The 24,485-nt window shown below is 64.6% G+C and carries 22 protein-coding genes; 8 read left to right on the forward strand and 14 right to left on the reverse strand.

Going from position 1 to position 24,485, the window contains the following annotated elements:
* Positions 1-62 precede the first annotated feature (62 nt).
* Both EOC83_RS25210 and EOC83_RS25215 read left to right on the forward strand, forming a co-directional pair.
* Positions 63-1,007 (forward strand): MurR/RpiR family transcriptional regulator, encoded by a 945-nt coding sequence (locus EOC83_RS25210; RefSeq protein ID WP_063169588.1) that lies wholly within the window; start codon positions 63-65, stop codon positions 1,005-1,007.
* Positions 1,008-1,197: 190 nt separating this feature from the next.
* A complete protein-coding gene (locus EOC83_RS25215) occupies positions 1,198-2,985 on the forward strand; it encodes an NAD(P)/FAD-dependent oxidoreductase (protein WP_063169589.1) in 1,788 nt (595 codons plus the stop codon).
* Between the two features lie 230 nt (positions 2,986-3,215).
* Here the strand turns inward: EOC83_RS25215 and EOC83_RS25220 are convergent, their stop codons facing one another.
* Entirely contained in the window at positions 3,216-4,451 is a 1,236-nt protein-coding gene (locus EOC83_RS25220; protein WP_063169590.1) for an amidohydrolase/deacetylase family metallohydrolase, read from the reverse strand.
* 26 nt (positions 4,452-4,477) lie between these two features.
* Positions 4,478-4,843 (reverse strand): RidA family protein, encoded by a 366-nt coding sequence (locus EOC83_RS25225; protein ID WP_063169591.1) that lies wholly within the window; start codon positions 4,841-4,843, stop codon positions 4,478-4,480.
* A gap of 220 nt (positions 4,844-5,063) precedes the next feature.
* Here EOC83_RS25225 and EOC83_RS25230 point away from each other — a divergent pair, with 220 nt between their 5' ends.
* Entirely contained in the window at positions 5,064-5,549 is a 486-nt protein-coding gene (locus EOC83_RS25230; RefSeq protein ID WP_027162851.1) for a hypothetical protein, read from the forward strand.
* Positions 5,550-5,559: 10 nt separating this feature from the next.
* Here the strand turns inward: EOC83_RS25230 and EOC83_RS25235 are convergent, their stop codons facing one another.
* A complete protein-coding gene (locus EOC83_RS25235; protein WP_063169592.1) occupies positions 5,560-6,195 on the reverse strand; it encodes an isoprenylcysteine carboxylmethyltransferase family protein in 636 nt (211 codons plus the stop codon).
* A gap of 231 nt (positions 6,196-6,426) precedes the next feature.
* Between EOC83_RS25235 and EOC83_RS25240 the strand changes: the two genes are divergently transcribed.
* From EOC83_RS25240 to EOC83_RS25250, 3 genes are all read left to right on the forward strand, one after another.
* On the forward strand, positions 6,427-7,224 hold the full coding sequence (locus tag EOC83_RS25240) for a hypothetical protein (RefSeq protein ID WP_063170407.1): 798 nt from the start codon (positions 6,427-6,429) through the stop codon (positions 7,222-7,224).
* 160 nt (positions 7,225-7,384) lie between these two features.
* The gene (locus EOC83_RS25245) at positions 7,385-8,059 is read left to right on the forward strand and encodes a winged helix-turn-helix domain-containing protein (RefSeq protein ID WP_013528748.1); all 675 of its coding nucleotides are present in this window, start codon (positions 7,385-7,387) and stop codon (positions 8,057-8,059) included.
* Positions 8,056-9,426 (forward strand): HAMP domain-containing sensor histidine kinase, encoded by a 1,371-nt coding sequence (locus EOC83_RS25250; RefSeq protein WP_024504077.1) that lies wholly within the window; start codon positions 8,056-8,058, stop codon positions 9,424-9,426. Before EOC83_RS25245 ends, EOC83_RS25250 begins: the two co-directional genes overlap by 4 nt.
* Positions 9,427-9,477: 51 nt before the next feature.
* On the opposite strand, the gene EOC83_RS25255 is transcribed toward EOC83_RS25250, so the two are convergent.
* Positions 9,478-9,906 (reverse strand): Lrp/AsnC family transcriptional regulator, encoded by a 429-nt coding sequence (locus EOC83_RS25255; RefSeq protein WP_013528746.1) that lies wholly within the window; start codon positions 9,904-9,906, stop codon positions 9,478-9,480.
* A 115-nt stretch (positions 9,907-10,021) separates the two neighbouring features.
* On the opposite strand from EOC83_RS25255, the gene EOC83_RS25260 reads away from it, so the two are divergent.
* Positions 10,022-11,125, forward strand: a complete 1,104-nt coding sequence (locus EOC83_RS25260) for a saccharopine dehydrogenase family protein (RefSeq protein WP_024504078.1) — start codon at positions 10,022-10,024, stop codon at positions 11,123-11,125.
* A 235-nt stretch (positions 11,126-11,360) separates the two neighbouring features.
* On the opposite strand, the gene lpdA is transcribed toward EOC83_RS25260, so the two are convergent.
* The 4 genes from lpdA to EOC83_RS25280 form a co-directional block, all read right to left on the reverse strand.
* Complete coding sequence (gene lpdA / locus EOC83_RS25265) at positions 11,361-12,758, reverse strand: dihydrolipoyl dehydrogenase (RefSeq protein WP_063169593.1); 1,398 nt, start codon at positions 12,756-12,758, stop codon at positions 11,361-11,363.
* Between the two features lie 201 nt (positions 12,759-12,959).
* Complete coding sequence (locus EOC83_RS25270; RefSeq protein ID WP_063169594.1) at positions 12,960-14,276, reverse strand: dihydrolipoamide acetyltransferase family protein; 1,317 nt, start codon at positions 14,274-14,276, stop codon at positions 12,960-12,962.
* A gap of 1 nt (position 14,277) precedes the next feature.
* A complete protein-coding gene (locus EOC83_RS25275; RefSeq protein ID WP_013528742.1) occupies positions 14,278-15,291 on the reverse strand; it encodes an alpha-ketoacid dehydrogenase subunit beta in 1,014 nt (337 codons plus the stop codon).
* 3 nt (positions 15,292-15,294) lie between these two features.
* Complete coding sequence (locus EOC83_RS25280; RefSeq protein ID WP_063169595.1) at positions 15,295-16,527, reverse strand: 3-methyl-2-oxobutanoate dehydrogenase (2-methylpropanoyl-transferring) subunit alpha; 1,233 nt, start codon at positions 16,525-16,527, stop codon at positions 15,295-15,297.
* 410 nt (positions 16,528-16,937) lie between these two features.
* On the opposite strand from EOC83_RS25280, the gene holA reads away from it, so the two are divergent.
* Positions 16,938-17,981, forward strand: a complete 1,044-nt coding sequence (holA, locus tag EOC83_RS25285) for a DNA polymerase III subunit delta (RefSeq protein ID WP_013528740.1) — start codon at positions 16,938-16,940, stop codon at positions 17,979-17,981.
* Positions 17,982-18,026: 45 nt separating this feature from the next.
* Here holA and EOC83_RS25290 read toward each other — a convergent pair whose 3' ends face one another.
* The 6 genes from EOC83_RS25290 to mnmG all read right to left on the reverse strand — a co-directional run bounded on the left by EOC83_RS25290 (position 18,027) and on the right by mnmG (position 24,305).
* Positions 18,027-18,815 carry a DUF2182 domain-containing protein gene (locus tag EOC83_RS25290; RefSeq protein WP_013528739.1) on the reverse strand — a complete coding sequence of 263 codons (789 nt, stop codon included), beginning with the start codon at positions 18,813-18,815 and terminating at the stop codon, positions 18,027-18,029.
* Positions 18,816-18,848: 33 nt separating this feature from the next.
* Positions 18,849-19,475 carry a DUF1326 domain-containing protein gene (locus EOC83_RS25295; RefSeq protein ID WP_063169596.1) on the reverse strand — a complete coding sequence of 209 codons (627 nt, stop codon included), beginning with the start codon at positions 19,473-19,475 and terminating at the stop codon, positions 18,849-18,851.
* Positions 19,476-19,988: 513 nt separating this feature from the next.
* Positions 19,989-20,879 (reverse strand): ParB/RepB/Spo0J family partition protein, encoded by an 891-nt coding sequence (locus tag EOC83_RS25300; RefSeq protein WP_013528737.1) that lies wholly within the window; start codon positions 20,877-20,879, stop codon positions 19,989-19,991.
* A 63-nt stretch (positions 20,880-20,942) separates the two neighbouring features.
* Entirely contained in the window at positions 20,943-21,743 is an 801-nt protein-coding gene (locus EOC83_RS25305; RefSeq protein ID WP_013528736.1) for a ParA family protein, read from the reverse strand.
* A 52-nt stretch (positions 21,744-21,795) separates the two neighbouring features.
* Positions 21,796-22,428 (reverse strand): 16S rRNA (guanine(527)-N(7))-methyltransferase RsmG, encoded by a 633-nt coding sequence (gene rsmG / locus EOC83_RS25310; RefSeq protein ID WP_063169597.1) that lies wholly within the window; start codon positions 22,426-22,428, stop codon positions 21,796-21,798.
* A complete protein-coding gene (gene mnmG, locus EOC83_RS25315; RefSeq protein WP_063169598.1) occupies positions 22,425-24,305 on the reverse strand; it encodes a tRNA uridine-5-carboxymethylaminomethyl(34) synthesis enzyme MnmG in 1,881 nt (626 codons plus the stop codon). The genes rsmG and mnmG overlap by 4 nt, the downstream gene beginning before the upstream one ends.
* Positions 24,306-24,485 lie beyond the last annotated feature (180 nt).

A 24,485-nucleotide genomic window follows, 5' to 3' on the forward strand; every position in this document is an offset into this window, starting at 1 on the left:
AGCCAGGGCGTGCAAACATGCTAAGACGACAGCCTCGCAACCCAGGGAAAGACCAGGACCCCATGACCGACGCTGGCAGCCAGGACGAGCCTGTTCCAGGCCCCGATACCGAGAGACGCGATCCTGTCCGGCGCATCCCCGACATCATCTCGCTGGTCAAGGATTCCTACAGCGAATTGCGCCCGGCCGAACGGCGTGTCGCCGATGTCGTTCTCGACGACGTCAAATATGCCGTCGACGCCTCCAACGCCGCCCTTGCCCAGCGCGCCGGGGTCAGCGAACCGACGGTGACCCGGTTCTGCCGCGCCATCGGCTGCGAGGGCGTGCGCGATTTCAAGCTGAAGCTGGCGCAGAGCCTCGTCGTCGGCGCGCTCTACCTGGCCAAGTCGCCTTCCGTCAGCAATGACAATGGCATGCCGTTCTGGAACGCCGTGTTCGGCGAGGCGCGCCGGGCGCTGCAGGAGGCCGAGCGGCAGCTCGACCCGGCCCAGCTGCAGAAGGCCGCCGAGCTGATCGCCAAGGCGCGCCAGGTCACGGTCTTCGGCCTCGGCGGCAGCTCCTCGGCGCTGGCGCAGGAAACCCAATACCGGCTGTTCCGCTACGGCATAACAGTCAGCGCCCAGTGCGATCCCTATCTGATGCGCATGACCGCCTCGACGCTCAAGCCCGGCGATCTGGTGATCGCCATTTCGGCGACGGGACGCACCCGCGAGGTGATCGAGGCCGTCGAGCTCGCCAAGCATTACCGCGCCAATGCGATCGCCGTGACCGCGCCCGACACCGAGCTCGCCCGCACCTGCGACGTCAGGCTGACGGTGGCGGTGCCGGAATATCCCGACACGCTGAAGCCGACGGCATCGCGCTTCGCCTTTCTGGCGGCGATCGACCTGCTGGCGGTGGCCTCCGCCTACAAGCTCGACGGCTCGGCCCGCGAGACGGTGCGCCGCATCAAATACAACGCCCAGATCCACCGCACCGGCAAGGAGATGGAGCCGCTCGGAGACTAGGGCTGCGCTTTTCCTTCTCCCCTTGTGGGAGAAGGTGGATCGGCGCGTAGCGCCGAGACGGTTGAGGGGTGGGTGACGGAGTGCCGTCGGCGCCAAGCTGGAGCACCCCTCATCCGACCTCACTTCGTGAGGCCACCTTCTCCCCTTGTGGGAGAAGGGAAGCCGGACATGAAACGAAAGAGGGAAAGAGATGCTCGAAATAGCACCGACGAAACAGGCCGCCGCATGGCTCGAATCCCTGGCACAGGCACTCGCAGCCGGCGACGCTGCGGCGGCGAGCAACCTCTTCGTCGACGATTGCTACTGGCGCGATCTCCTGACCTTCACCTGGAACATCACGACCGTGGAAGGCCGCGCGGCGATCGCCGACATGCTGGCGACGACGCTGGCGACGGCCAAGCCGAGCGCGTGGCGGCTGACCGGCGAGGCGACCTCGGACGACGGCACCATCGAGGCCTGGTTCAGCTTCGAAACCGTGGTGGCCAGGGGGGAGGGCATCATGCGGCTGCGCGACGGCCGCTGCCGGACATTGTTCACGGCGATGGCCGACCTCAAGGGCTTCGAGGAGCGCAAGGGCGCGGCGCGGCCGCTCGGCGTGCGCCACAAGGCCGATCCCCAGCGCGAGACCTGGTCGGAGGCGCGGGCGCGCGAGACGCGCGAACTCGGCACTGATGAACAGCCCTATTGCCTGGTCATCGGCGGCGGCCAGGGCGGCATCATGCTGGGGGCGCGACTGCGCCAGCTCGGCGTGCCGGCCATCGTCATCGAGAAGAATGCCAGGCCGGGTGACTCATGGCGCAACCGCTACCGCACGCTCGTGCTGCACGATCCGGTCTGGTACGACCATCTGCCCTACATTCCCTTCCCCGAAAACTGGCCGGTGTTCACGCCCAAGGACAAGATGGGCGACTGGCTGGAAATGTATACGCGCGTCATGGAGCTCAACTACTGGGTCGCCACCAAATGCCTCAGCGCCAGCTATGACGAGGCCGAAAAAGTCTGGACCGTGGTCGTCGACCGCGTCGGCCGGCAGATCACGCTGAAGCCCAAGCACATCGTCTTCGCCACCGGCGCCTACGGCCCGCCGCGGCGGATCGATCTGCCGGGCGCCGGCCGGTTCAAGGGCGAGCTGCTGCACTCCAGCCAGTATGCCAGCGGCGACAAATTCCGCGGCAGGAAAGTCGCCGTCATTGGCGCTGCAAGCTCCGGCCACGATGTCTGCGTCGACCTCTGGGAGAGCGGCGCCGAGGTCACCATGATCCAGCGTTCGCCGACGACAGTGGTCAAGTCGGACACGCTGATGGAAGTCGGCTTCGAGATCTTCTCGGAAGACGCACTGTCGCGCGGCATCACCACCGAGAAGGCCGACATGATCGTCGCCTCGACGCCGTTCGCGCTGGTGCCCAAGGGCCAGCAGGCGCTTTACGAGGTGATCAAGGCGCGCGACGCGGCCTTCTACGACCGCTTGCGCGCCGCCGGCTTCGCCATCGATTTCGGCGACGACGAGACCGGCCTTCTGATGAAGGCCTACCGCACCGGCTCCGGCTACTACATCGATGTCGGCGCCTCCGACCTGATCATCGACGGCAAGATCGGCATCCGCAGCGGCGTCGCCATCAAGTCGCTGACCCCGAGCGGCATCCTGTTCGAGGACGGCAGTGAACTCGCCGCCGACGCCATCATCGCCTGCACCGGCTATCAGTCGATGAACGAGAATGTCGCCGCGATCGTTTCGCGCGAAGTCGCCGACAAGGTCGGCCCGTGCTGGGGCCTTGGCTCCGGCGTCAAGGGCGACCCCGGCCCCTGGCAAGGCGAGCTGCGCAATATGTGGAAGCCGACCGCCCAGGAAGCGCTCTGGTTCCACGGCGGCAATCTGGCGCTGTCGCGCTTCTATTCGAAATATGTGGCGCTGCAGATCAAGGCGCGGATGGAAGGCATTGAGACGCCGGTTTACGGGGCGGTGAGCAACGCCGGGTAAAGTCGACCCCCACTCCGTCGAGCTTCGCTCGCCACCTCTCCCCCGATCGACGGGGTAGAGGAAGGGCGCCACACAGATCGGCGAGGGAGAGGAAGGCGCGAGTTCGCCGCCCTTGGCTCCTTCCTCTCGCTCCGGAGGGGGGAGAGGTGGCGCTGCGAAGCAGCGACGGAGTGGGGGAAGCCATTCGCCAAGCGCACAGTCCCAAGACAGGCACAAGCTGGCGAGATCAGCTAGTCGTGCCGATGCCCAAAGTGCCTCGCCGCAACCTCGACATGGGTATGCGCGGCATGCGCCACAAACCGCTCAGTCTCGCTGACATCGTTGACCGCTTCGTTCGGCCACCAGGTGCCGCCGATAACGATGCCTTCGCACACCAGTCTCTGATCGGCGACCAATGACGCGCCGACCGCGTCGACGAAGGTGAAGCGGCCCGGGCGCTGACGGAGCACGGCGACGTCGCCGACCGTGCCGACGGCCAGTGTGCCCAGGTCAGGCCGCGCGATCGCCTGCGCCGGCGCTTGCGTGGCGGCGCGCAGGACCTCGACCAGCGGCATGCCGAGCGCCAGGAGCTTCGACATGCAGACGAGGATGTCGAAGGCGGGACCGTCGACGCAGTAGAGATGCACGTCGCTCGAGATCACGTCGGGCGCCAGCCCTTCTTCGAGCATGGCGCGGGCGACGGCGAAATCGAACGAGCCCATGCCGTGGCCGATGTCGAAGATGACGCCGCGCTCGCGCGCCAGCCGCATGTCGGGCCGCACCGCGCCGGAAGCGAACACCGGCGCATTCGGGAAAGGCCGGAAGCAATGGGTGAGAATGTCGCCCTTGCGCAGGCGCGGCAGCACTTCCGAGCGGCCGGGCGGCGGTTCGTCGATATGCGCCATCAGCGGCAGGCCGGCCTGGTCGGCGGCCTCCAGCGCCAGATCCACCGGCGCGATGCCGCTGGTGCCGCCGGCATGCTTGCCCGAGCGAACCTTTACGCCGACCACGACATCGCGGTGCTCGCGCACCGCAGCCACAACCTCGCGCGGTTCGCAGAGCCTGAGATCGCTGCACTCGCCGACCGACACCGTCTGCGAGAAGCCGAAAATGCCGGCAAAGGAAATGTTGACATAGGCCAGGATGCGAACCTTCGAGCGCTCCATGACATGGCGGCGGAAGCCGAGGAAATTGCCGGCGCCCGCACTGCCGGCATCGATGAAGGTGGTGGTGCCGCTCTTGGCGGCCAGCCGGTCGGCATCGACGCCAAGCGACGTGCCGCCCCAATAGACGTGGCTGTGCAGGTCGACCAGGCCCGGCGTGACGATGCAGCCGCCGGCATCGACGATCTGCGCGGCGCTGTCCGCCGGGATATCGGCGTCGACCGCGGCAACGCGGCCATTGGCGATGGCGACATCGCGCAGCGCGTCGAGGCCAGCGGCCGGATCGATCAGCCGTCCGCCCTTCAGCAGGAGGTCGAATTGCATGGAGTAACCTCCGCTCGTTGCTTTGCTTACAGAGGCCGATAGGCGACCGCCTCGACCTCGATCTTGATATCGATCATCAGCCGCGATTCGACCGTGGTGCGGGCCGGCGGGTTCTTCGGAAAGTGCCTGGCATAGACCGCGTTGAAGGCGCCGAAATCGCGCGCGTCTTCCAGCCACACGGTGGTCTTCACCACATCGTCCATGGTGCAGCCGGCCAGCGCCAGCGCGGCCTTGACGTTGGCGAGCACCTGCTCGGTCTGTTCCGATATGCCGCCCTTGACCACGATGCCGTCGCTGCCGACGGGAACCTGGCCCGAGACATAGACGAGATCGCCTGCCCGCACGGCGGGCGACAACGGCACATGCGACGTTCCAAAACACTGTTTCGGCAAGGGACAAGCCTCCTCTGATGACAGGACGGGGTGCCATTGCAGCGCCCGCTTCGATCGACATTTACGCCGATCCGGCCGATCCTCATAGGGGCCTTGTTGGAAAGCAACATTCTTGGAAATCTGCGTTGCTTTATTACAAGAGCCCTTGCATCGTACGCGCTGACGGGCGGCTTGGAAGCCGCACCGCATAGACGGATTTGCCAGAGCGGAGACAGCAGCAATGACCTACGACAAGAACCCGTTTCCATCAGGCGATGCCGATCGCCACGCGCTCTGGGAAATGCTGGTGCGGCGCGACATCGACGCCTTCATCGGCCAGGACTGGGCCATGGTCGAGGACGATTTCGTCGCCGAGAGTTTCTTCGGCATGCATGCGCATTTCCTGCACAACGCCGACGCCTGGCGGCTGCAGTTTCCAAGGCTCGAAGTCTATCGCGACGAATGGCTGCGCCAGGCCAAAGAGACGGCGGCGACCAAATTCGCCGAGCCGCTGCGCGAGGCGCTGTTTCGCGTCACCAACATGCGAGACATCGACGTCGACGGCGACCGCGCCGTGCTGCACAAGAAGTTCGACGGCTCGGTCGCCAAGGCGGACGGCAGCGTCGACCGGCTGAAATGGCAGACGCTGTATTTCTGCAGCAAGGTCGGCGGAAGCTGGAAGATATCAGGCTTCGTCGGCTACATGCCGCATCCGCTCGGCAGCTAGAGCCAGCTGATCAGTAGAGCGTGACGAAGGCCGGAAACAGCATGCCGGTCGCCCGGAAATGCTCGACCAGTTCGATGGCCGGGAAGATGGCGAGGAAATAGAGCCCGTCGAAAAACGTGCGCTTCAAAGCCCGCGTCGAGAACTGCAGTTCGTCATCGTCGCGGTAGAGCAGCGGGTTTGGCCAGAACCGGGGCGTGCTCTTGGTGTAGGCAAGATAGGCTGGGCCGAACTTGCCGAGCAGAAATTCGGCTTCCTTGCGCGCCGTGACGCGAAAGATGAAAAAGCTGGCAAGGCCCAGCGCCACGGCCGTCATCAGCGAGCCGTAGAGCAATCCAATGCCGACCGCGCCGACCGTCGAGAAGAAATAGAGCGGGTTCTGCGTGGTCGAGAACGGTCCCGTCGAGACCAGTTCCTCGTTCTTCTTGCCGCCGACATAGAGAATGCTCCACAGCCGCCCGACGACACAGACGAGCACCAGGCAAAAGCCGAAGAATTCGAGCGTTTCGTGCCCGTCGGAGCCCTCGCTCAGCCCCGGCTTGGTGAGAAACAGCAGCAACACCGCCAGCGCCGCCGCAACCCGCACGAAGATCAGGCGCTTGCGCTGGTCGAAGGCCTGGGAAACCGGCTTGAGGGTAGCGTAGGTCATTTGGTGTTTCCTGGGGCACTGACGAGTGCCCGTGAGCAATGGGCATGACATTGATGGCGGATGAAAGGCGCACGCCCTCTATCGGCGCAGCGCCGGGCGTTCGTAAAGGACTTTGCGCGGCCCACGTCCATTCTTACGAATTTGTATGCCGCCGGACAGGCCGGCGTGAACTCGTTTGCTTACGCTGCGCGGATCGCCACCGCCGCAACCGTCGACCTCAGGACTTCAGCCATGCTCGCGCCCAACAGGCAACAACCCGCCCCACCGAGCCACAACAGAGTTCCCGACGTCACTCTCGATTTCTGGGTGATCAAGTTGATGGCGGTCACCACCGGCGAGACCGCGGCGGACTATTTTGCCGACACGATCGGGCTTGGGCTGACCGTCACCTCGCTGATCATGACCGGCATCCTGATCGCTGCCCTCGTCCTGCAGTTTGCGCAGAAGCGTTACGTGCCGTGGGCCTACTGGCTGGCGGTGGTGCTGATCAGCATCGTCGGCACCCTGGTGACGGACAATCTCGTCGACACTTTCGGCGTGCGCCTGCAGACCACGACCATCGCCTTCTCGGTTGCGCTCGCCGCGACATTCGCGGTCTGGTACGCCAGCGAACGGACGCTGTCGATCCACACCATCTTCACCACCAGGCGCGAAATCTTCTACTGGCTGGCGATCCTCTTGACCTTCGCGCTCGGCACCGCCGCCGGCGATCTCGTCGCCGAAAGCTTCGACATGGGCTACCTCACCACAGGCCTGCTGTTCGGCGGCGCCATCGCGCTCATCGTGCTGGCCTACTGGCTGCTCAATCTCGACGGCATCCTGGCCTTCTGGCTCGCCTATATCCTGACGCGGCCGCTCGGCGCCTCCTTCGGTGACCTGCTGTCGCGATCGGCCAGGCATGGCGGCCTGGGCTTCGGCACCATCTTCACCAGCCTGCTCTTCCTCGGCTGTATCATTGCGCTCGTCCTGCACATGACCCTGAAGGGGACAACCGACGAAGCCGATGAACTGTTGCTGGACCTGGACTAGGTGCAGGGCGGATGCGCTAGCATTGACAATTGCCGAAAACCCCACCGCTTCGGCCAATCGTGAACGTTCTAGCGCCACCATCCCTGCGCCTTCGTGACATCCTAGGAACAAGCCCGTGCCGGTGATAGCCTGTCCATCTCGGCAACGGACCGGACCTTTCATGCGACTGCTTCTCGTCGAGGACGACCACAGGACGGCCGACTATATCGTCAGGGGACTGACCGAGGCCGGCCATGTCTGCGATCTCCTGCGCAACGGCCATGACGGGCTGTTCGCGGCGACCCGGGGCAAATACGACGTGATCGTCGCCGATCGGATGATCCCCGGTCTCGACGGCCTGTCGATGGTCAAGGCGGTGCGCGCCGCCGGCGTGCGCACGCCGGCGATCTTCCTCACCTCCGTCGGCGGCATCGACGACCGCGTCGAGGGGCTCGAGGCCGGCGGGGACGACTATCTGGTCAAGCCCTTCGCCTTTTCCGAACTCCTCGCTCGCATCAACGCGCTTGGCCGGCGGCCGGCGGCGCAGGAGCAGAAAACCGTCCTACGGGTCGCCGACCTCGAAATGGACCTGATCATGCGCCGCGTCACGAGGCGGGGCCAGCCAATCGACCTGCAGCCGCGGGAGTTCAGCTTGCTGGAAGTGCTGATGCGCGGCGAAGGCCGCGTCATCACCCGCACCATGCTTCTGGAGCGGGTCTGGGATTTTCATTTCGATCCCAGGACCAGCGTCGTCGAGACCCATATCAGCCGGCTGCGGGCCAAGGTCGACAAGCCCTTCGAAACCCAACTCATCCACACCGTCCGCAACACCGGCTACAGCCTGCACGCGCCATGACCGGAACCTGGTCCCGCCTGCTGCGCAGCACGCCATTCCGGCTTGCCCTGACCTTCGCCTTCCTGTTCGTGCTGGCCTTCGTCCTGTCTGGCGCCATCGTCTACCAGATGATGAGCGCCGATCTTGCCGAGCGGCTCGACGACACCATCAAGGAAACCTACGCGGTCGTCGCCGCGACCTATGCCGAGAACGATCTCAAGGAGCTGGTTGAGACCGTCGGCAGCCACTCCCTGCGCAGCCTCAAGAAGGAGCAGCTGTTTTCGTTGACCGACGCAACGGGCAATCGCCTGGCCGGCAACTTCACCGCGGCAGGGCTTCCCGACGGCTTCTCGATGTTCGACACCGAAATGCCCGGCGTGCCGCCCGGCGCCGAGTACCGCGCCTATTCCGGCCCGGTCGGCGGCAACACGCTGACCGTCGCCTTCAGCCTTTCCGAGACGGAGGAGCTGGAGAGGATCGTGCTGATGAGCTTTGGCTGGGGAACCCTGATCATCACCGGGCTGGCGGTCGCCGGCGGCGCCCTGCTCGCCTCGCGCGTCCAGCGCCGTCTCGACGGCATCGCCGCCACCATGGTGGATGTCTCGCATGGACGGCTGGACACCCGCATTCCGCTGACCGGCAAGGGCGACGACATCGACATCGTCTCCAGCCAGGTCAATGCCGCGCTCGACCGCCTGTCGGCGCTGGTCGAAGGCATGAAACAGGTCAGCGCCAACATCGCCCACGATCTGAAGACGCCGCTCAACCGGTTGCAGATGATCCTCGACACCGCGTCGGAAAAGAACCTGTCGGGCCGGAAAATCGCCGCTGAACTGGCGGAGGCGCATGCCGAGAGCCTGCAGATCAACGAGACCTTCGATGCCCTGCTGCGCATCGCGCAGATCGAGGCCGGCGCCCGCCGGGCGCGGTTCACCGATGTCGATCTGGGCGAGGTGCTGCAAACCATCGCCGAGATCTATGCCGATGTTGCCGAGGACGACGGAAAGTCGCTGTCGTTGGCGCAACCACAGGAAACGACGGACCGGATCCATGGCGATCGCGAGCTGCTGACGCAGATGTTCGCCAATCTGGTCGAGAACGCGTTGCGCCATTGTCCATCGGGCACGACGATAAAGCTGTCGGTGGCGCGCCAGGACGAACGCGTCGTTGCGGGCGTCGCCGACAACGGTCCCGGCATTCCGGCGGCAGAGCGCGAGAAAGTGTTCCAGCGGCTCTACCGGCTGGACCACAGCCGCTCGACATCAGGCAGCGGCCTCGGGCTCAGCCTTGTCCGGGCCATCGCCGATCTGCACGGCGCATCGATCACGCTCGAGGATTGCCGACCGGGACTTGCGGTGGTGGTGCGTTTTCCGCTGGCTACGGATTAGCCGGCGAAACGGCTGGTGCTGTTCAAGCCCAGCTTGGGTTGAGAGGTCCCCTCACCTATCTATCCGCGTCGACAGGATGATCGACGACAGCGTCCGCTCGACTCCATCCATGGCGCCGATCTGATCGAGCAGCATGTCGAGGTCGCGGATTGATGGCGCATCGACGATGACGATCATGTCGAAATTGCCGCTGACCGAATGCAGCGTCCTGACCGTCGCCAAACCGCGCAGGCCGCGCACCACCTTGTCGGCAAGCTTGGGCGTCACGGTGAGCAGCACATGCGCCCGCACCAGCCCCTGCTCATAATCCGGCGCCAGCCGCACGCCGTAGCCTGATATGATGCCGCGCTGCTCCAGCCGTTCGATCCGGCTCTGCACGGTTGTCCGCGAGACGCCAAGCCGCCGCGCCAGCTCGGCGGTCGAGGCGCGCGCATTCTCGCGCAGCAGCGAAAGCAGGGTCTGTTCGGCATCGCTGAGCATTTCGACGATTCTTCTCGGCGGACTGACCAATCAATGGGTTCGTTTCGTACAGAACCACGCTTCCTTTCGACGGGCAAGCTGCGAATCTGTGCTCACAACCAGTGAGGGATTTGTCATGAAGAAAATTGTCGTTGTCGGCGCCGGCAAGATCGGCTCGACCATTGCCGAGATGCTCGCCGCCACGGGAGATTATCAGGTCACGCTCGTCGACCGCTCGGCAGCACAGCTCGCAGCGGCCGAAGTCCCGGCCACGGTTGCGACGCTGGAGCTCGACATCGAAGCGTCCGGCACGCTTGAAGCCGCACTCGCCGGCAAATTCGCGGTGCTCAGCGCCGCTCCCTTCCATCTGACCACCCGCATCGCCGAGGCGGCGGCCAGTGCCGGCGTGCACTATCTCGACCTGACCGAGGACGTCGTCTCGACCCGCCGCGTCAAGGAATTGGCGCGTTCGGGCAGAAGCGCCTTCATTCCGCAATGCGGCCTGGCGCCGGGCTTCATCTCGATCGTCGCCAACGATCTCGCCAGCCGGTTCGATTCGCTGGAAAGCGTGCGCATGCGCGTCGGCGCCCTGCCGCAATACCCGTCCAACGCGCTGAACTACAATCTCACCTGGAGCACCGACGGCGTCATCAACGAATATTGCGAGCCCTGCGAGGCGATCGTCGAAGGCGAGCTGGTCGAGGTGCCGCCGCTGGAAGAGCGCGAGGAGTTCTCGCTCGACGGCGTCACCTACGAGGCATTCAACACCTCCGGCGGCCTCGGCACACTGGCCGAGACGCTGAAGGGCAAGGTGCGCACGCTCAACTACCGCACCATTCGCTACCCCGGCCACGCCGCGATCATGAAGGCGCTGCTCAACGACCTCGGCCTGCGCCATCGCCGCGACGTGCTGAAGGACATTTTTGAAAGCGCCCTGCCGGCGACATTGCAGGACGTCGTCATCGTCTTCGTCACCGTCTCCGGCCGCAAGAACGGCCGCCTGCTGCAGGAGACCTACGCCAACAAGGTCTATTCCCAGCGTATCGGCCAGGTGGTGCGCAGCGCCATCCAGATCACCACGGCGTCCGGCATCTGCGCCGTGCTCGACATGCTGGCCGACGGCAGCCTGCCGGCGACCGGCTTCATCAAGCAGGAAGACATCGCGCTGGACGCGTTTCTAGCCAACCGTTTTGGCCGCGCCTATGCCCAGCACGAAATGGTGAGTCGGCTGGCGGGGTGAAGCGGCGTGTCTCTCTTGTGGAGAGGCGGGCGGGACAGTGCCCCCCCTCTGCCCTGCCGGGCATCTCCCCCTCTAGGGGGGAGATCGGCTGTCATCTTAGATTTCGCCAATTTTTGAAAGTTTTGGAAGAGGCAGGTTGCCCGAAACTGCCAATCTCCCCCCTTGAGGGGAGATGTCCGGCAGAACAGAGGGGGGCGCTGTCCCGCCGGCATCACCGCTTTTGCGCCATCGCGAATTAAATATGCAGCGCGTGTCCCAGCGCCTTCAGCGCTGCTTCCTGGAATCCCTCGCCCTGCGTCGGATGCGCGTGGATGGTGCCGGCGATGTCCTCCAGCCGCGCGCCCATCTCCAGCGCCAGCCCGAACGCCGCCGCCAGTTCCGACACACCCTGCCCGACCGCCTGGATGCCGAGCACCAGATGGTTGTCGGCGCGGGCCAAGACGCGGACAAAGCCGTCCTCGCCCAGCTTCGTCATCGCCCGGCCGTTGGCCGCGAACGGGAACATGCCGATCTTGATCTCGCCGCCGAGCGCCTTGGCTTCTTCCGGCGAAAGACCAGCGGTCACCAGTTCGGGATCGGTGAAGCAAACGGCGGGTATCGAACGCTTGTCCCAGCTGCGCTTGTGGCCGGCAACGATCTCGGCGACCATCTCGCCCTGCGCCATCGCCCGGTGCGCCAGCATCGGCTCGCCGGTGACGTCGCCAATGGCGAAGATGCCGCGCATCGAGGTGCGGCACTGGTCGTCGATGCGGATGAATTTGCCGGCCATGTCGAGGTCGATCTGCTCGAGCCCCCAGCCTTCGGTCACCGGCTTGCGCCCGACCGTGACCAGGATTTTTTCGGCGGCGACCTTGGCGCTCTTGCCGTCCGAGGTCTCGACCAGCAACGCGTCACCCTTGGTTGAAAGCCCCTTGGCCTTGGCGCCCAGCATCACCTCGACGCCGAGCGCGGTGAGCCGCTTGACCACCGGCCGGGTCAGCTCGGCATCATACTGCGCCAGCACGCGCGGCAAGGCCTCGATCACGGTCACCTCAGCGCCCATCTTGGCAAATGCCATGCCCAGTTCCAGCCCAATATAGCCGCCACCGACGACCGCGAGATTTTTCGGCACGTCGCTGAGTGCCAGTGCCTCGGTTGACGAAATCACCCGACCGCCAAACGGCAGGAACGGCAGCTCCACCGGCGCCGAGCCGGAGGCGATGACGATCGTTTCGGCCCGGATCACCTGCACGCCCGTCTCGGTCTCGACCGCGACCGTCTTGCCGTCGCGAAAGCTCGCCCAGCCATGCACGGTTTTCACGCCTGCCTTCTTGAGCAGGCCGGCGACGCCACTGTTGAGCCGGCTGACGATGCCGTCCTTCCAGGCGACGGTCCGGGCAAGATCGAGCGTCGGCGCGGTGACCGAAATGCCGAGCGGGCTCTTGCCGCCCGCCATGTGCGACACCTTCTCGAACTCCTCCGCCGCATGGATCAGCGCCTTGGACGGGATGCAGCCGACATTGAGGCAGGTGCCGCCCGGCTTGCCGGCCTCGACGATCACCGTATCGACGCCGAGCTGTCCGGCCCGGATGGCGCAGACATAGCCGCCCGGCCCGGCGCCGATGACGAGCAGCTTGCAGGAGATTTCTTTCATGATGGCACGCTCTTTCTGGTGGCGAAGGCCCCCTCATCCGGCCGCTTCGCGGCCACCTTCTCCCCGGTGGGGAGAAGAGGCGAGCACAGACGCCGGCGACCTCCTCTCCCCTCGGGGAGAGGTCGGATTGCCCCGAATTGCCCTTCGCAATTCGGTTTTGGCAATCCGGGTGAGGGAGCCCTTGCGACCGTTCTCATCCCCTCAATCCACGAAAATCAGCGCCGGCGTTTCCAGCAGCGTCTTGATCCGCTGGATGAACACCGCCGCATCCCACCCATCGATCACCCGATGGTCGAAGCTCGACGACAGGTTCATCATCTTGCGCGGCATGAACTGGGTGCCGTCCCACACCGGCCGCACCATCATCTTGTTGACGCCGACGATCGCCACTTCCGGATGGTTGATGACCGGCGTCGTCGCCACGCCGCCCATGGCGCCGAGCGAGGTGATGGTGATGGTCGAGCCGGACAGCTCGTCGCGTGTTGCCGTGCCGGACTTGGCCGCCTCGGCCAGCCTGATGACCTCGGCGCCGCAATCCCAGATGTCGCGCGCCTCGGCGTGCTTGACCACCGGAACCACCAGCCCCGACGGCGTCTGTGCGGCGATGCCGATATGGATGCCGCCATGCTGATGGACGATGCCGGCCTCGTCGTCGAACAGGGAATTGAGATTGGGCTGGTCCGCGATCGCCTTGACCATCGCCCGCATCAGGAACGGCAGCAGCGTCAGTTTCGGCCGCTCCACGCCAGGACGCTTCTCCTTGTTGAGCGCCGCGCGCAATTCCTCCAGTGCGGTGACGTCGATCTCCTCGACATAGGTGATGTGCGGAATGCGCGATTTGGACAGCGACATCTTCTCGGCGATCTTGCGCCGCAAGCCGACCACCTTGATATCCTGCACAGCGTCGTTGCGGGCGAGGCCGGATGCCTTTGCGACCTGCGGCCCGCGGGCCAGGAACGCTTCGATGTCCTCATGGCCGATGCGACCGGCCGGACCGGATCCGGCAACCTGCCTGAGATCGATGCCGGCTTCTTTTGCCCGCAGACGAACGGCCGGCGACGCCAGCGGTCTTTCGCCTTGAAGCCGCGGCGCGCCGGAGACGGAAGGCTGCGCCGTGCTTTTCTGTGAGGCTGCCGGTTTCGCCTTGGGCTCGTCGCTCTTTGGGGATGTCTTCACGACCGGCGCAGCAGCCTCGGGCTTCGGCGTCGGAAGTTTTGCCGGAGGCTCAGCGGACACCGCTTCCGCTTCGGCGCCTTGCGGCTTGGCGTTGCCCTCGCCCGCCACCTTCAGCCGCACGATGGGCGAGCCGATGGCCACCGTGTCGCCGATCTCGGCGCCCAGCCACAGGATCTCGCCATCAACCGGCGAGGGGATTTCAACCGTCGCCTTGTCGGTCATGACTGCGGCGAGCACAGTGTCCTCGCGGACGATATCGCCGACCTTGACGTGCCATTCGACCAGCTCGGCCTCGGCGACGCCTTCGCCGACATCGGGCAGCTTGATGATGTGTTCGCCCATCTCAGGCTCCCATGGTTTCAAGCAAGGCACGGCCAACGCGGGCGGGACCGGGAAAATAATCCCACTCCTGCGCATGCGGATAGGGCGTGTCCCAGCCGGCAACGCGAGCAACCGGCGCTTCGAGGTGATAGAAACAGTTTTCCTGCACCAGCGCCGACAGCTCGGCGCCGAAGCCCGAGGTCAGCGTCGCCTCATGCACGATGACGCAGCGCCCGGTCTTTTTCACCGAGGCGACGATCGTATCGAGATCAAGCGGCAGCAGGGTCCTGAGGTCGATGATCTCGGCATCGATGCCGGTTTCTTCGACAGCCGCCTGCGCGACATAGACCATGGTGCCGTAGGCGAGCACGGTGAGGGCCGAGCCTGCCCTGCGGATCGCCGCCTTGCCGAGCGGCACCGTGTAGTGGCCGTCGGCCACCTCGCCCAGCTCATGCTTCGACCAGGGCGTCACCGGCCGGTCGTGATGACCATCGAACGGACCGTTGTAGAGCCGCTTCGGCTCGAGGAAGATCACCGGATCCGGATCCTCGATCGCCGCGATCAAAAGCCCCTTGGCGTCGTGCGGGTTGGACGGCACCACCGTCTTCAGCCCCGACACATGGGTGAACAGCGCCTCAGGGCTCTGGCTGTGCGTCTGGCCGCCAAAAATGCCGCCGCCGGTCGGCATGCGCACCACGATCGGGCAGGTGAAATCGCCGTTGGAGCGGTAGCGCAGCCGTGCCGCTTCCTGGGTCAGCTGGTCGTAGGCCGGGTACATGTAGTCGGCAAACTGAATTTCCACGCACGGCTTCAAGCCATAGGCGGCCATGCCTATGGCCGAGCCGACAATGCCGGATTCGTTGATCGGCGCATCGAAGCAGCGGCTCTTGCCGTATTTGGCCTGCAAGCCCTGCGTGCAGCGGAAGACGCCGCCGAAGAAGCCGACGTCCTCGCCGAACACGACGACTTTCTCGTCGCGCCCCATCGACACATCCATGGCATCGCGAATGGCCTCGATCATGGTCCGTCTCGGCATGGCTCAGACTCCCGCCTGCTGGCGCTGGCGCCTGAGATGCGGCGGCATCTCGGCATAGAGCCCCTCGAACATGTCGCGCGTCGACGGCTTGCCGCCGGCATGCAGCGTGCCGTGGCTTTCCGCTTCCTTCTGCGCCGCGATAACCGTGTCGAGGATTTCCGCCTCGGCCTGCGCGTGCCGCTCGTCCGACCAGACGCCGAGCGCGATGAGATGGTTCTTCAGCCGCACGATCGGGTCGCCGAGCGGCCAGGCGTCGGATTCGGTCTTCGGCCGGTAGGCGGACGGGTCGTCCGAGCTCGAATGTGCGCCGGCACGGTAGGTGACATATTCGACCAGCGTCGGCCCGAGATTGCTGCGCGCCCGCTCCGCCGCCCATTTGGCGACCGCATGCACCGCGAGATAGTCGTTGCCGTCGACGCGCAGTGACGGGATGCCGAAGCCGAGGCCCCTCGCCGCGAACGTGCCCGAACCGCCGCGCGCGATGCCTTGAAAGGTCGAGATCGCCCACTGGTTGTTGACGACATTGAGCACGACCGGCGCCTTGTAGGTGGAGGCGAACACCAGCGCCGAATGGAAATCGGACTCGGCCGTCGAGCCGTCGCCGATCCACGCGGCTGCGATGCGTGAATCGTTCGATATCGCCGAGGCCATCGCCCAGCCGACCGCCTGGATGTACTGCGTCGCCAGATTGCCGGAGATCGAGAAGAAGCCGTGCTCCTTCGAAGAATACATGACCGGCAATTGCCGGCCCTTCAGCGGGTCGGCTTCGTTGGAATAGATCTGGTTCATCATCGTGACCATCGGGTAGCCATCGGCAATCAGCAGCCCTGCCTGGCGATAGGTCGGAAAGTTCATGTCGCCCGGCGCCAGTGCCTTGCGGAAGGCGCAAGCCACAGCCTCTTCGCCCAGATGCTGCATGTAGAACGAGGTCTTGCCCTGCCGCTGCGCCATCTGCATGCGCGCATCGAAGGTCCGCAGCGTCATCATGTGGCGCAGGCCGGTGAGAAGTTCGTCGCTGGACAGCAGGCTGGCCCACGGGCCGACGGCCTCGCCAGTGCGGTTCAGCACGCGGATGATCGAGAAGGCATGATCGCGGATGGTGCGCGGATCGACATCGATCTCCGGGCGCGGCACAGAGCCGGCCTTGGGGATCGGCACATTGGAAAAGTCAGGCGTTCCGCCCGGCCGCACTTCCGGCTCCGGAACGTGGAAACGCAACATCCCAGCATCGGCCATGACCTTTGTCCTCCAATGTTGCCCGGAACAGATATTTGCATATCTGCGCCGCCAGTGCGAATTCGTCGGGTAGCCTGCGGACGTCGGTCCCGGCCACGCCGGCCGATCCAGCCTCCCGCACCCAAGATGAAGATATGTCCGCGAAATTTCTTGTCGATGTTGGGCGGTGGCGCGCAATTAGAGGGAAGGTTGGGCGAGGTTTGCCGGCAGATAAGGTGATTGGTCGACGAACTCGCGCCTTTCCTCTCCCCCGTCGATCGGGGGAGAGGAAGGGAGCCAAGGCTGGCCAACTCGCGCCCTTCCTCTCCCCCGTCGATCGGGGGAGAGGTGTCGAGCGAAGCTCGACGGAGTGGGGGTCGACCGTTCGCCCAAGCTGGATGCCGCCCCCACATCATGCTAACCAACCCGCCATGGCACAGAAGAAAGCATATGAGGTCGATGGCTGGCTCGCGAAGCCGGACCAGCGGATCTCCATCGTCCTGCTTTACGGCCCCGATCGCGGCCTCGTCTCCGAGCGAGCAAAGGCCTTTGCCGGCAAGACCGGCCTGCCGCTCGACGATCCCTTCTCGGTGGTCAGGCTGGAGGGGTCGGAGGTCGACCGAGACGAGGGCCGGCTGCTCGACGAGGCCCGCACCGTGCCGATGTTTTCCGACCGGCGCCTGCTGTGGGTGCGCAATGCCAGCGGCCAGAAGGCATTGGCCGACGACGTCAAGGCGCTGACGGCCGAGCCCGCGCGCGATGCGATCATTCTCATCGAGGCCGGCGACCTCAAGAAAGGTGTCGGCCTGCGCGCCATCGTCGAGGCGGCCGACAACGCCATGGCCCTGCCTTGCTATGCCGATGAAGCCCGCGACATCGACACCGTCATCGACGGCGAACTGGGCAGGGCCGGCATGTCGATGACCATGGAAGCGAGACAGGCGCTGCGCCGCAATCTCGGCGGCGACCGGCTGGCCTCGCGCGGTGAGATCGAGAAGCTTGTGCTCTACGCCCATGGCCAGACCGAGATCGGCCTGGAGGAGGTCAAAGCGATGTCAGGTGATGTCTCCGGCGCGTCTTTCGACGACGCGGTCGACGCGCTTCTCGAAGGCAAGATCGGCGACTTCGACACCGCCTTCACCCGCCATTGCCAGTCCGGCGGCCAGCCCTTCCTGGTGCTGTCCTCGGCAATGCGGCAGTTGCAGCAGATCCAGATCATGCGCGGCCAGATGGAGTCCGGCAACCGCAACGCCGCCTCGGTCGTTGCCGCCGCCCGCCCGCCGGTGTTTTTCTCCAGGCGCAAGCTGGTGGAGAAAGCGCTGGAACGCTGGAGCACCGAAGCGCTCGGCCGCGCGTTGACTCGGCTGCAGACGGCGGTGCTGCAGACCAGGCGGCGGCCGGATCTTTCCGTCGCGCTGGCAAGACAGGCGCTGCTTGGCATTGCGGTGGAGAGCAGCAGGTTGGCGCAGCGGTAGGAGAGCGATCCTCCTCTTCTCGGCGCCGAGCGCTGCCTCCATCGGTCAATTCATTGTCATGGCGCCCACCTGCTGGAAGGTTGGCAGCGCCTGTGGAAAGACCAGCACCGCCGCGCCGTAAAGAAGCAGAGCGATACCCGACACCTTTGCGATCCCACCTCCGGACGGGAGGGTCTTTTCCGCAAAGATCAGCAAGGTGACCACGGCCATTGCGGCGACGTTCATGATCCCGAGAGGAAAGAGGGCGAGAAACAAAAGCCAGCAGCAGCCCAGGCAAAAAAGTCCATGCTCCAGGCCCATGCGAACCGCACCCCAATAACCATCGCGCCATGAGGTCAGGATGAAGCCAATCGGCGTGCGGCATTTGGCCAGACACAGATCTTTCAGTGGGGAGAGTTGATAGGCGCCCCCAATCATCAGCAGCGCGCCGCCGATACGCGCGGCCGTCGCAGCGGACAAACCCACATGCCCGGCAAGCATCTCCGCACCCGCCGCACCGGCAAAGGCGATAACGCCCATCACGCCCCAAACCAGCATATACCCGGCCACGAACACCCAGCTCGAGACAAAGGTCTCGCCCCGGCTCTGTTTGCCGGCCTGGACCTGGTGAAACGTCAGGATCATGGGCGCGGCCGTCGGAAACATCATGGCAATCATCATGATCATCCAGATGGCAAGAAACAGCGGCGCCTTCATACCCATGGTGAGTGCGTACATTTCCATGCGCATGTCCGCGTCCATGCCCATCTGCTGCCAGACAAGCAGGGTCCACGCCGCCGCAGCGATAGCGATCAGCAGCGCGAGAATGATGTATCGCTGCAACGTCGGGGCCATGGACGAGGTCGTTCCGTGCTACGCTGCCTACGGCTACTGCTGCCCAGACCAATTGATCGGGGCGTAATGTCCGTTTCGGCGGGAATTGTCCCAGCTCATGCCATGATCGCTGAATGTACTGCCTTCCGCCCCCATCGCCAGGGCGAGCCAATCGGGATTGACAGGATGGCCTGTGGCCGCCCACATCTGCCCGTCCTCGCGCATTGTCGGCAGCGGCTCGACCGCCATCTGCATGACGCCCGCAATCTCCGCCGACCGCTTCTTGCCGTCTATCCGGTAGCTTATCGGCACCTTCTTGGCGCCAAGATTCGTGCCAATCATGAGTGCCAGCACCGCCATAGGGCCGCCCGCAGCGCCGGTGAAGATGGCACCTAGCGCCTCTGTTTGCCTGTCATCGGCCCGTTCGTCGATATAGGCGGCGGCCGTCCAATTGCCGTTTGCCATAGGACCCGGCGTGTGAGCGACCATCGCGACACTGAGCCCATCCAATCGAACGTCGCCGTAGTTGCCCGTGTTGATATGAAAGACCAAACCGACGTCGCAAACACCTTTCGTCGGCTTCGATGTCAGCTGCGCGTTGGTGGACAGCAGACAAGGACATACGACATCGCAGCTACAATTTTCGAAGTAACTTCCGGACAATTGCCAACGGACTGCCATTTGCACCTCCCACTTGCGTCAGGCGCGTCGGCATATCGCATTGGCGGGGCGGTGCCATTTCACGATTGTTGTAGGAACGGCAAATAGCCCCCGCCTCGACTGACCGGCACGCTAGGGCACATAATTTAAGCCATATCTAATATAGGTTACGCCGTTGCCTGGCACTGTCAAGCCGCGAGCGGCAGGGCTGGCGGCAGGCGCTGCTTGGGATCGCGGTTGAGAGCGCGAGGCTGGGGAGCGAGCCTGATCTCCCCCTCGAGGGGGAGATGTCGCCGAAGGCGACAGAGGGGGCCGCCGCGCGTGGGGCGCTGACCTCTTCTTCGTTCCCGCAGGGGCCCGGCGCTTGATGTGGGGCGACCCCCTCTGGCCTGCCGGCCATCCCCCCTCAAGGAGGGAGATTCGCGGCGTCACCGATTTCGCCAATCACGAGCGCCCCAAAAGGAAAAGGCCGGCCAAACGGCCAGCCCCTTTCCACATGCGCAATCTCCGGTCTCAATATACTTCGCCGGCTAACTAACGCTCCTGCTTCAGCCTTCTGCACAGCTCATCAAGCTGCTCCAGCGACCGGTATGAAACCCGCAAAGTGCCGCCCTTGCCCTTGTGATCCACTGACACAATCATGCCGATCGTATCGGTCAACAGCTTTTCCAGCGCCAGCGTATCGGCGTCCTTTTGCTCCGGACTTGGCGCCGGCTTGGCTTCCTTGGTGCTGCTGGTGCCGGCCGGTATCTGGGCCAGCGCTTCGGCCTGGCGCACCGAAAGGCCCTCTTCGACGATACGCTTGGCAAGGCCGGCCGGATCTTCCGCCGTCACCAGCGTGCGGGCATGGCCCGCCGACAGCGCGCCGTCGACCAGCATGTCGCGGATCACATCCGGCAGCTTCAGGAGCCTGAGCGTGTTGGCGACATGGCTGCGGCTTTTGCCGATCACCTGGCCGAGATCGGCCTGGGTGTAGCCGTGCTCATCGATCAGCTGCTGATAGCCAAGCGCTTCCTCGACCGCATTGAGGTCGGTGCGCTGGACGTTTTCGATGATCGCCAGCTCGAGCGCGGTGCGGTCGTTGACCTCGCGGATGATGACCGGGATCTCGGACAGCCCGGCGCGCTGCGCCGCGCGCCAGCGCCGCTCGCCGGCGATGATCTCGTAACGGCCGGCCTGTGCCGGCGAAGGACGCGCCACCACCGGCTGGACGACGCCGTGTTCGCGGATCGACTGGGCAAGGTCGGTCAGCTCGGCGTCGCCGAAATGCCGCCGCGGATTCTTCGGATTGGGGGTCAGGAACTCGATCGGCACCTTGCCGTCGGCGCTCATGCCTGGTTTTTCAGGCGCAGCTGGGCGATCGATCTCGCCGATCAGCGCCGCCAGCCCACGCCCCAGTCTCTTTCTCGAAAGGTCTTCGCTCATCTTTATTCCAGGTTCCGGATCGTTTCGGTATCGAATCGGCTCTTTAAATTGCAGGGAGTCTAATCAAGCGGCGCGTAACTTGCGCTCGCGGCGGATCACTTCCGACGCCAGTTGCAGATAGGCCTGACTGCCCGAGCATTTCAGATCGTAAAGGATCGCCGGCTTGCCGTAGGACGGCGCCTCGGACACCCGCACATTGCGCGGGATGACGGTCTCGTAGACCTTGTCGCCCATATGCGCCCGCACATCCTGCACCACCTGGTTGGCGAGATTGTTGCGGCCGTCATACATGGTCAGCACGATGCCCTGGATGGTGAGATCCGGATTGATCGAGCGGCGCACCTGCTCGACCGTCTCCAGCAACTGGCTGAGACCTTCGAGCGCGAAGAACTCGCATTGCAGCGGCACAAGAACAGAATCGGCCGCAGCCATTGAATTCAAGGTCAAAAGGTTGAGCGATGGCGGGCAATCGATCAGCACATAGCCAAAGGGTGCGCCGCGCTCGGTCGCGGCGCGCAGCGCATTACGCAACTTGAGCACCCGGTCGGGCGCGGAGGCGATCTCCATTTCAATGCCGAGCAGGTCGAGCGTCGACGGCACGATCGACAGGCCGGGCACCGCCGTCGGGATGGCCGCGGCCTCCAGCTCCAACTCGCCGGTCAACACGTCATAGGAGGACACCGTCCGATCCTTGCGGTCGATGCCGAGGCCGGTGCTGGCATTTCCCTGCGGATCGAGATCGACGATCAGCACCTTTTCGCCGATCGCGGCCAGCGCGGTCGCCAGATTGATGGCGGTGGTTGTCTTGCCGACGCCGCCTTTCTGGTTGGCTACGGTGATGATTCGGGGGCCATTCTTCATCATGGGTTTATGCCAGAAATTCATTTTGGGCGCCAAATCGCCTGTCAGTGACGGATCAGACAGGTCGCAGGTTGGACAATTCCAGGATGACGCCGCCAGCGTCGGTCACACTGGGATGTTCTACCAGATCGAAGGACCATCGGTGAACGCTTTCTTGCACTTCGGTGCGGTAATCCCGGCCTTTGTGGAACAGGCCGCGCGCGCCTGAAATCAGCCAGGGCGCCGACAGGTCCAGCAACGTCGAAAGCGGAGCCAGCGCCCGCGCCGTGACGATCTGCGGCGTCGAAACAAGCGCATGACTGTCGTCGATGCGGCGCGCCACCACCCGCGCCGGCAGGCTGAACTGCCCAATGACGGTCTGCAGGAAGGATGCTTTTTTGCGATTGCTTTCAACCAGATCGATGCTGGCGCCGTCGCGCTCGGCCAGCAGGAAAGCCATGACAAGGCCCGGAAATCCGCCGCCTGAGCCGATATCCACCCAGCGTGTGGCTTGGGGCTCTATGCGCGCGAGCTGCGCGCTGTCCAATATATGACGCTGCCAGACGTCGCCCGAGGTCGATTGCGCCACCAGATTGATGCTGCGATTCCACTTCTGGAACATCTGCTCGAACGCCACCAGCCGATCGAATGTTTCACGTGAAACCGGGCCTGCCGTGTCCTGCAGGCTCGCTAGGGTCATAGAACTCACGCAACATCCTTTTGCAGGCGCTGGGCGCTCTCCGCGTGACGGACATGCGCGACAATGATCGCCAGCGCCGCCGGCGTCATGCCTTCCATGCGCTGGGCATCGGCGATGGAGCGCGGCCGCCGCGCCTGCATCTTCTGCTTCAACTCGTTCGACAGACCCGGCACTCCGGCGAAATCGACCGTCTCGGGGATCAGCCGGCTCTCTTCATGCCGGATCTGCGCCACATCCGTCTTCTGGCGATCGAGATAGACTGAATATTTCGCCTCTGTTTCGAGGCGCTCCGCCGTCTTGCCGTCGATCGCCGCGAATCGCGAATCGATACGACCCAGCCAGGCCACGTCGACGTCGGGATAGGACAGCAATTCATAACCGGACCGGCGCACGCCGTCCCGGTTGATTTCCAGCCCATGACGCGCCGCCTCGTTGGGCGTCATTGTGAGCAACTTCGCCAGCTCCCGCGCTTCATCAAGATTCTGCATGACATCCCCGTAGCGTCGCATTCGCTGCGCCGAGGCGATGCCAAGCTTCGCAGCCACGGGCGTCAGCCGCTCATCGGCATTGTCGGCGCGTAGCGACAGCCGGAACTCGGCCCGCGACGTGAACATCCGGTAGGGCTCCGCAATGCCCCGGCTGGTCAAATCATCGACCATGACGCCGATATAGGCCTCGGTGCGGCTGAGCACGATCTGCTCGCTGCCCGCCGCCCGCCGCGCCGCATTGAGGCCGGCAAGCAAGCCTTGCCCGGCCGCTTCTTCATAGCCGGTCGTGCCGTTGATTTGCCCGGCGAGGAACAGGCCACTGACGCGCTTCGTCTCCAGCGTCTGATGCAGCTCGCGCGGATCGACATGATCATATTCGATGGCATAGCCGGGCTGCAGCATGACGGCTCGCTCCAGCCCCGGAATGGTTTTCAAGATGTCGAGCTGCACATCCTCGGGCAGCGAGGTCGAAATGCCATTGGGATAGACGGTGTCGTCGTCCAGGCCTTCCGGCTCCAGAAAAATCTGGTGCCCGTCCCTGTCCCCGAACTTGACGATCTTGTCCTCGATCGACGGGCAATAGCGCGGCCCAACGCCTTCGATCGATCCGGAATACATGGCCGAGCGACCGAGATTGGCGCGTATCAACTCATGCGTCGCGGTCGTCGTCCGCGTAATGCCGCAATCGATCTGCGGCGTGGTGATACGGTCGGTCATCAGCGAGAACGGCACCGGATCCGCATCCGCCGCCTGGCTTTCCAGCGACGCCCAGTCGATGGTCCGGCCATCGAGCCGCGGCGGCGTCCCGGTCTTCAGCCGTCCAAGCTTGAAGCCGGCGCGGTCCATCGTTGCCGACAGGCCGAGGCTCGCCTGCTCGTTCATGCGGCCGGCGACGATCTTCTTCTCGCCGATATGGATAAGCCCGCGCAGAAAAGTTCCGGTCGTCAGGACGACCGCGCCACAGACCAGGCGCCGGCCGTCGGCTAGGAGAACCGCCGTGATCTGCCCGTCGGCGATCTCGAAGTCCAGAACCTCGCCTTCGACCACGTCGAGATCGTTCTGCTGCCGAATCGCTTCCTGCATGGCAAGGCGATAGAGCTTTCTGTCGGCCTGCGTACGCGGGCCGCGCACCGCAGGGCCTTTGCGGCGGTTGAGCAGGCGGAACTGTATGCCGGCCGCATCCGCCACGCGGCCCATGAGGCCGTCCATGGCATCGATCTCGCGCACCAGGTGGCCCTTGCCGAGCCCGCCGATCGCGGGGTTGCACGACATGACGCCGATCGTGTCGAAACGCAGCGTCACCAGCGCCGTCCTGGCGCCGGCGCGCGCGGCAGCGCTGGCCGCCTCGCAACCCGCGTGGCCGCCGCCCACCACAACCACATCATAGCGATTGGTCATTTCCAAACGTCCTGGACTCAGAAGAATGAGGGACACATGTCCCTGCGGAGCGACGCTGTCAAGAAAACTCCGCGACAAGTTTCACGTGAAACAGCCGCGCCGCTAGTCAGCCCAGTGTTTCACGTGAGTCATCGGGCCGCCTGACACGTTTCACGTGAGTCATGCAGGCGGCGCAGCGCG

This window comes from Mesorhizobium sp. Primo-A, assembly GCF_003997175.1.
Lineage (GTDB): Bacteria > Pseudomonadota > Alphaproteobacteria > Rhizobiales > Rhizobiaceae > Mesorhizobium > Mesorhizobium ciceri.

What these genes read in the sequence shown, in the direction of transcription:
- lpdA (WP_063169593.1), bottom strand. Translation starts at nt 12,758, where the DNA reads ATGAAAGAAATCTCCTGCAAGCTGCTCGTCATCGGCGCCGGGCCGGGC.
- EOC83_RS25295 (WP_063169596.1), bottom strand. Translation starts at nt 19,475, where the DNA reads ATGGCAGTCCGTTGGCAATTGTCCGGAAGTTACTTCGAAAATTGTAGC.
- EOC83_RS25270 (WP_063169594.1), bottom strand. Translation starts at nt 14,276, where the DNA reads ATGGGCGAACACATCATCAAGCTGCCCGATGTCGGCGAAGGCGTCGCC.
- EOC83_RS25260 (WP_024504078.1), top strand. Translation starts at nt 10,022, where the DNA reads ATGAAGAAAATTGTCGTTGTCGGCGCCGGCAAGATCGGCTCGACCATT.
- EOC83_RS25275 (WP_013528742.1), bottom strand. Translation starts at nt 15,291, where the DNA reads ATGCCGAGACGGACCATGATCGAGGCCATTCGCGATGCCATGGATGTG.
- EOC83_RS25300 (WP_013528737.1), bottom strand. Translation starts at nt 20,879, where the DNA reads ATGAGCGAAGACCTTTCGAGAAAGAGACTGGGGCGTGGGCTGGCGGCG.
- EOC83_RS25215 (WP_063169589.1), top strand. Translation starts at nt 1,198, where the DNA reads ATGCTCGAAATAGCACCGACGAAACAGGCCGCCGCATGGCTCGAATCC.
- EOC83_RS25220 (WP_063169590.1), bottom strand. Translation starts at nt 4,451, where the DNA reads ATGCAATTCGACCTCCTGCTGAAGGGCGGACGGCTGATCGATCCGGCC.
- mnmG (WP_063169598.1), bottom strand. Translation starts at nt 24,305, where the DNA reads ATGACCAATCGCTATGATGTGGTTGTGGTGGGCGGCGGCCACGCGGGT.
- EOC83_RS25230 (WP_027162851.1), top strand. Translation starts at nt 5,064, where the DNA reads ATGACCTACGACAAGAACCCGTTTCCATCAGGCGATGCCGATCGCCAC.
- EOC83_RS25290 (WP_013528739.1), bottom strand. Translation starts at nt 18,815, where the DNA reads ATGGCCCCGACGTTGCAGCGATACATCATTCTCGCGCTGCTGATCGCT.
- EOC83_RS25235 (WP_063169592.1), bottom strand. Translation starts at nt 6,195, where the DNA reads ATGACCTACGCTACCCTCAAGCCGGTTTCCCAGGCCTTCGACCAGCGC.
- EOC83_RS25250 (WP_024504077.1), top strand. Translation starts at nt 8,056, where the DNA reads ATGACCGGAACCTGGTCCCGCCTGCTGCGCAGCACGCCATTCCGGCTT.
- EOC83_RS25210 (WP_063169588.1), top strand. Translation starts at nt 63, where the DNA reads ATGACCGACGCTGGCAGCCAGGACGAGCCTGTTCCAGGCCCCGATACC.
- EOC83_RS25280 (WP_063169595.1), bottom strand. Translation starts at nt 16,527, where the DNA reads ATGGCCGATGCTGGGATGTTGCGTTTCCACGTTCCGGAGCCGGAAGTG.
- EOC83_RS25305 (WP_013528736.1), bottom strand. Translation starts at nt 21,743, where the DNA reads ATGATGAAGAATGGCCCCCGAATCATCACCGTAGCCAACCAGAAAGGC.
- holA (WP_013528740.1), top strand. Translation starts at nt 16,938, where the DNA reads ATGGCACAGAAGAAAGCATATGAGGTCGATGGCTGGCTCGCGAAGCCG.
- EOC83_RS25245 (WP_013528748.1), top strand. Translation starts at nt 7,385, where the DNA reads ATGCGACTGCTTCTCGTCGAGGACGACCACAGGACGGCCGACTATATC.
- EOC83_RS25240 (WP_063170407.1), top strand. Translation starts at nt 6,427, where the DNA reads ATGCTCGCGCCCAACAGGCAACAACCCGCCCCACCGAGCCACAACAGA.
- EOC83_RS25255 (WP_013528746.1), bottom strand. Translation starts at nt 9,906, where the DNA reads ATGCTCAGCGATGCCGAACAGACCCTGCTTTCGCTGCTGCGCGAGAAT.